Source organism: Agriterribacter sp. (assembly GCF_035444585.1).
GTDB lineage: Bacteria > Bacteroidota > Bacteroidia > Chitinophagales > Chitinophagaceae > Agriterribacter.
Window position 1 is genome coordinate 1 of record NZ_DAOMOZ010000291.1, and the last position, 5,026, is coordinate 5,026.

Genomic DNA, 5,026 nt, shown 5'->3' on the forward strand with positions numbered 1-5,026 from the left:
GAGGGGGCTGGTCGGCAAATTATTCCCACCGCACTAAAAGGGACAAGTCAGGAAAAATGCCTGTACCCACCACCATATTTACACCCGCCAATGCCAGTGAGCAGATGCCGATTTCCCGTTTCAGGTGCTCTGTTGTCTCAATATTTGTCATTATTAATTACCATTGCTTTGACTCAAGCCGGAACGATCATTCATGGGATCCTGCATTACAAAAATGCCGGTGCTACTACAGGGATCCGGAGCAGTTAAGTTTATTTGGCCAGCAGGCTCTGACTGTAATAAACGATTTCGGAAACAATTTTGCCGTTTTCATCAAAGCCATCGCTGATGTGCGTAGGAAGAATGATTGCTTTTTTATCTGACTTGCGCACCAGGTGCAGCTTCCACCACGACAATACCTCACGGCCATTATCCATTTCATATTCCAGGTAATCGGGGTATCCGATCATTTCAATAAATTTCATATCAAAATCAGTAAACAGTTTTTGCCAGTCGGCTTTTACTTCTATTTTATTCAGGTATTTTCCATACTCGTCATTGATATCGTAAAACCTGACATCATCACTAAAAAAGCTAAGCGCTTTATCAAAATCGCCTTTTTCGTAAGCATACATTGATTTACGTACGGTATTGATATTTTCGTGATGGTTGTAGATCTTTCCATTGGTTCTGTTCGAAAAACTAACGCCGATTTCATCCAGTACAGTTCTGTTACTATAATTAATGATCATTTTGATTTTGTTCTCTTTTGTAAGCCTGTACAAACGATGCGCCGCTGCGTCTAATTTTACACCGGTAACCTTATGCACGCCTTTGGGTACATCCCAGGTTTGTACCCAAACCTCGTCATTTTTGTTTTCCTTTTTGTATTCCACCGCATCAGGATAGGAACCGGGATAGGGTTCTATGGCAAAGAGGTGTTGCCGTGCGATGTGCGCAAAGAAAAATGCATTGCGAACGCTGCTTTGCTGTGAACACCGCGTGAAATTATTGATGAACAGGAAAACGGTATTACAACCTGTTGAATATTTTTTCTAAAATTCACGTTAGATATAAGCATTAAAATGCCCGGGAACGTTCCTTCATCTTCAGATACAATACGTAATCCGCTTTCAGCAATTCAAGCAGTTTCTCGTAAAAGTAAAAGCTGTTTGCCCTGTCAATTTCGCTGTAATTGTTGGTGTCAATATGCGTGAGCGTGCATTTGAGCATCTCCCAGAGTATATCATGCGTCCTGCCGAGTCCGTAGCCATCAAAAAACTCATAGATCACTTTTTGCGGGCGTTCTACTGCGTCTTGGGAGAGATACCACAGCTCTTCTGCCGATATGCGACCCCTGTTGTTATTGCTGTACATGCTGGGTTTGTTTTAAGTGGCTGGGTTTAGCCCTGTTTATTTTATAAGACAGTTTCACCAGGAAGAGCAGGTGCTGGTAAAAGAATACAAGGTTGCCTTTGTCGTTTTCATTTATGCCATTGTAGGTAATTACAGCGTCCAGCATATCCAGCAGCTCCGTTTCAATATAGCCGCGGTCAAAGACACGGCAAAACCTGCGCAAAAAAAGCATGGGCTTTGCCTGCTCATCCTTTGTTAATGTATAAACAAAGCCGTGTTGTGCCAATATCTTTCTTTGCAAACGTTCCAGTTTGGTTTTAGACCTGCTGTTCTTTAAAAACTTTTTTGTGAAAATAATATGCCAGCACTCCACCAGCTTTTTCAAAACATCCGTTACATCCATCAGGTCTTCCCTTGCAGCGGCTGCATCATAAGCGCTTTGGTCGTTGGCCAGGGCCATGCGTTGCCACTGGTTCAACCTGCTGGAGAAATCTTCCGGCTGGAAATTTTGGAATACCGCCTGTAATGCGGCAGGCAGACTTGTTTTGGTATGGCTTAAAAAGGAGAACGGCTTCTGAAACCGTTCACGCTCACCGGTATTGCTTTTCATGCGGCATTGTTGTTGGGGTTAATGTATTGATCATTTGCTTATCTGCGGAAGATACAATATCTGCTATGCATCTTATCTTTTCGGTAAGCTGCAGCAGGTCGCTGTGATGAATGCTGTAATCTTTTCCATAACGGGTATCTATATACGCTTTTTGCAATAGTTTGATCAGCCTTTTGTCCTCCTCCCGCTGAAGTTGAAACAACGCTGTTAGCGCACCTGCTAAAAAGCTGCAATAGCGCAACAGACGTTCCACATTATGTGTATTAACGTAAAATCCTGTTGTTGCCGACAGCAGCGCCAGTAATGACTGCTCTGCAGACTGATGCAGCATGAAGGCCGAAAGATTATATTGCTTTCTCACCAGGTAAAGCTCTGCACCCGCTAAAAACTCTTTTGCCTTATTGATGCCCGTATTTAAAACAGAACCCGTTTCACCCGAACCGGCAGGTTCGGCATTGGTGATTTCATTGTATGGCATATCGGCAATACTGTACAGGCATTCAGCCTGTTGCAATACATGGGCAGCAAGCCGGTCTTCACGCATTACCCGTTCTTTAAAAACAGCAGCTTCCATAACGATAGTAGTGGTGGGCACGATCATACTGCAATGTGCTTCTATTTTATCCTGCCATTCCCTGTGGCTTTTATTGCCAAAGCTGCCCAGCAATACAAGCAGCCAGGTGTCTGCAATGGATGTAGTGTTGCCGATCGCATTATTGAAAATGCTCTCCGCTTTTATGTGTTGGGTTTTCAGTCCCAGCAAAAGAATACTTTCCGGAGCAGCAGCTTTTACGATACTCTTAACCACTGCATGCCTGTGTGTGGCAAATGCTGTGCTGTATGGCGTATATGGAAGTACCTCGTTCATGGTTCGGCATGTTCGGTTAGCCTGCGCCGCGGTTTGCGATGCCAGTGCTTAAACCAGTAGCGATGCTGCTTTTTGCGCCATTTGGAATAGCGGTCAATCATTTTCATGCTGCCATGAGCGGGAAACAACATGCCCAGGGCGTCCATTTCTTTGAACATGCTGCGGATATCCGTTTGGGTATAATGCTGCTGCCCGTAGCCATGCGCAATAAAATAGCTGATGAGGTGTTCCTTTGCTGCATCCCTGCCCTCTCTTTTCCAACTGGCGCAGGCCAGGTTATCCATAAAATCAACGATCATATTGCGGGGAGGGGTATCCATCAGCCTGCACAGCATGAGGAACTGTTCGGGGATGATAAACTGGTAATCCGCATGGCGGGCATAGGCGCCGGTTTGCCATTTGAACCTGGGTTTGGGCTTTTGGCGTTTGGTGCTGGTGTTTTTCATAAAGCAATTTTGAAGTGAGGAATTGTTGGGAGACCAACCGGCGGCAACCCATCTTTGCTTTTTCAACAGCCAAAAGCTTCGGGAACCGCTGTACAACTGATGTTGTCGTAACCTGCCTTCGTTTTTAAACAGCCAAAGCCTTGGTAACGGCTGTACAACTACGGCGGCCGGTAACCCGTTTTCGTTGAAACTACGGCGGGTAAAAAAAAGACGTGGGTTGGTCCTTACCGTGCTAAAGGGCTACGATACCCGACAACGAAATAAGAACGCCCACGCCAAGCCTTAAATATAGGAAAGAACGCGAGCGATCTGCCTTATTATCCCGTTGTCATAAAAGATCGTAGTTTTTAACACAGAGAATAAAGCAAATGCGCTTTACGACAGAAAATATTAGGGGGTTAGCTGCTATTCATTGGGATGGTTATTTTGATCAATGGTATGGAAAAACATATCTAAAGTATGTAAAAAATATTATAAACAAAAAGAATTATTCATTTTTTTTTATCTTTTATATCTTTCGCATGAACCGTCGTGCAGAAAAAGTTAATAATCAATGACAAAACTCGGATTATACCTTGCTCAAAAATCTGTGAACAAGGCCGAAGTGGCCCGCAAAACCGGTCTCACCAAAGCCCGGATGAACGAGCTTACGCTTAATGAAAGAAGCCATTTGAGGGCTGAAGAATTATACCTGATCGCCCTGGCCATTGACGTAGCGCCTGCCGATCTGCTGGAATACATCTGCAGCGACGTTGTGCTCATCACGCAGCTCACGATGGCTGCAGATGATCCCGTGCCTTTTAAACCGGCGGGAAAAAAGAAGAAGTGATCCCGGCCGGCAAAGCAACGCCGCATTATTGAGGTGAAATACCGTACGATGTTGTTTGGCATTGAAGTTATCATTTGTAAGCTGCCGGTGTTTGAAAGTTGTTTCCTGTATTTCTTTCATGCAGCGGGGTAACTATAGGACGCAATATCTTTAGCAAAATATAAAATGTCCCACAGAGTCCTTATAGTCCCGCGAAACGGATAGCGCTTAAAATTAAAATAACCCGCTTTAGCAAAGGCTAAGGTTCAAACGACATTTCCCTGCCAAAGAAAATGGCGCAAGCTTTACCTGCGCCGGAATTGTAGTGGTTATATAATGTATTATTCCCAGCCCTGCAACAACATCAATTACCATCCGGGATCTCTGGCTCTACCAGCTTCTTCAGTTTTTCCAGGGAGTCCTGCCAGCCGAGATAGCACATTTCAGCCGGGATGGCCGCCGGGATGCCTTCCTGGACCACCTTAAGCTCAGTGCCGCAGGAAACCTTCTTAAGCCACACCGATGTGATCATTTCCCCGGGCAGGTTGGGGTCGTCAAACTGATCTGTAATTTTGATAAACGCATTGGGTTTGATCTCAACAAATTTTCCCCCGAAAGACTGCGCTTTGTTGGTGGAGAAATTGATAAATGACATTTTGTAATCACCTCCTTCCTTAAAATCCATTTGGTGTACTACGGCCACAAAGCCGTAAGGAGGAAGCCATGTTGCATAAGCCTGCGGATCGGAAAAAGCACGGAACACTTTTTCAGGAGCCGCTGTTAATACACGGTGTAGTGTTACACTGTTGGTAGACATAAAAATTGTTTTTATTGTGAATTGTGAATTGTGAGTTGTGAATAGTGAGTTGTGAGTTGTGAATTGTGAAACGTGAAACGTGAGACGTGTGCGTGCCTAAAATAGGTTGACATTTTTTTTAAATTATTCAAAAAGATCAAGC

Annotated in this window: 8 protein-coding genes; 2 read left to right on the top strand and 6 right to left on the bottom strand. The window is 44.4% G+C overall.

The window, feature by feature from the left end; all coding sequences use genetic code 11:
- Positions 1-249, top strand: a 249-nt coding sequence (locus tag PLH26_RS20195) for a hypothetical protein (protein ID WP_324587829.1), incomplete at its 5' end; no start/stop codon positions are given.
- Between the two features lie 2 nt (positions 250-251).
- On the opposite strand, the gene PLH26_RS20200 is transcribed toward PLH26_RS20195, so the two are convergent.
- The 5 genes from PLH26_RS20200 to PLH26_RS20220 all read right to left on the bottom strand — a co-directional run bounded on the left by PLH26_RS20200 (position 252) and on the right by PLH26_RS20220 (position 3,259).
- The gene (locus PLH26_RS20200) at positions 252-875 is read right to left on the bottom strand and encodes a nuclear transport factor 2 family protein (protein WP_324587830.1); all 624 of its coding nucleotides are present in this window, start codon (positions 873-875) and stop codon (positions 252-254) included.
- Between the two features lie 184 nt (positions 876-1,059).
- Complete coding sequence (locus tag PLH26_RS20205) at positions 1,060-1,356, bottom strand: hypothetical protein (RefSeq protein WP_324587831.1); 297 nt, start codon at positions 1,354-1,356, stop codon at positions 1,060-1,062.
- Positions 1,343-1,945, bottom strand: a complete 603-nt coding sequence (locus PLH26_RS20210) for a hypothetical protein (RefSeq protein ID WP_324587832.1) — start codon at positions 1,943-1,945, stop codon at positions 1,343-1,345. Before PLH26_RS20210 ends, PLH26_RS20205 begins: the two co-directional genes overlap by 14 nt.
- Positions 1,926-2,813: a HEPN domain-containing protein gene (locus tag PLH26_RS20215; protein WP_324587833.1), complete on the bottom strand. Its 888-nt coding sequence runs from the start codon at positions 2,811-2,813 to the stop codon at positions 1,926-1,928. Before PLH26_RS20215 ends, PLH26_RS20210 begins: the two co-directional genes overlap by 20 nt.
- Positions 2,810-3,259 carry a hypothetical protein gene (locus PLH26_RS20220; protein ID WP_324587834.1) on the bottom strand — a complete coding sequence of 150 codons (450 nt, stop codon included), beginning with the start codon at positions 3,257-3,259 and terminating at the stop codon, positions 2,810-2,812. Before PLH26_RS20220 ends, PLH26_RS20215 begins: the two co-directional genes overlap by 4 nt.
- A gap of 553 nt (positions 3,260-3,812) precedes the next feature.
- Between PLH26_RS20220 and PLH26_RS20225 the strand changes: the two genes are divergently transcribed.
- Positions 3,813-4,088, top strand: coding sequence for a helix-turn-helix domain-containing protein (locus PLH26_RS20225; RefSeq protein WP_324587835.1), 276 nt, complete (start codon positions 3,813-3,815; stop codon positions 4,086-4,088).
- Positions 4,089-4,431: 343 nt separating this feature from the next.
- Here the strand turns inward: PLH26_RS20225 and PLH26_RS20230 are convergent, their stop codons facing one another.
- On the bottom strand, positions 4,432-4,884 hold the full coding sequence (locus PLH26_RS20230; RefSeq protein WP_324587836.1) for an SRPBCC family protein: 453 nt from the start codon (positions 4,882-4,884) through the stop codon (positions 4,432-4,434).
- Positions 4,885-5,026 lie beyond the last annotated feature (142 nt).

Bases quoted from the DNA above. Each gene is read 5' to 3' on its own strand.
- PLH26_RS20220 (WP_324587834.1), bottom strand. From the start codon at position 3,259: ATGAAAAACACCAGCACCAAACGCCAAAAGCCCAAACCCAGGTTCAAA.
- PLH26_RS20230 (WP_324587836.1), bottom strand. From the start codon at position 4,884: ATGTCTACCAACAGTGTAACACTACACCGTGTATTAACAGCGGCTCCT.
- PLH26_RS20210 (WP_324587832.1), bottom strand. From the start codon at position 1,945: ATGAAAAGCAATACCGGTGAGCGTGAACGGTTTCAGAAGCCGTTCTCC.
- PLH26_RS20205 (WP_324587831.1), bottom strand. From the start codon at position 1,356: ATGTACAGCAATAACAACAGGGGTCGCATATCGGCAGAAGAGCTGTGG.
- PLH26_RS20225 (WP_324587835.1), top strand. From the start codon at position 3,813: ATGACAAAACTCGGATTATACCTTGCTCAAAAATCTGTGAACAAGGCC.
- PLH26_RS20215 (WP_324587833.1), bottom strand. From the start codon at position 2,813: ATGAACGAGGTACTTCCATATACGCCATACAGCACAGCATTTGCCACA.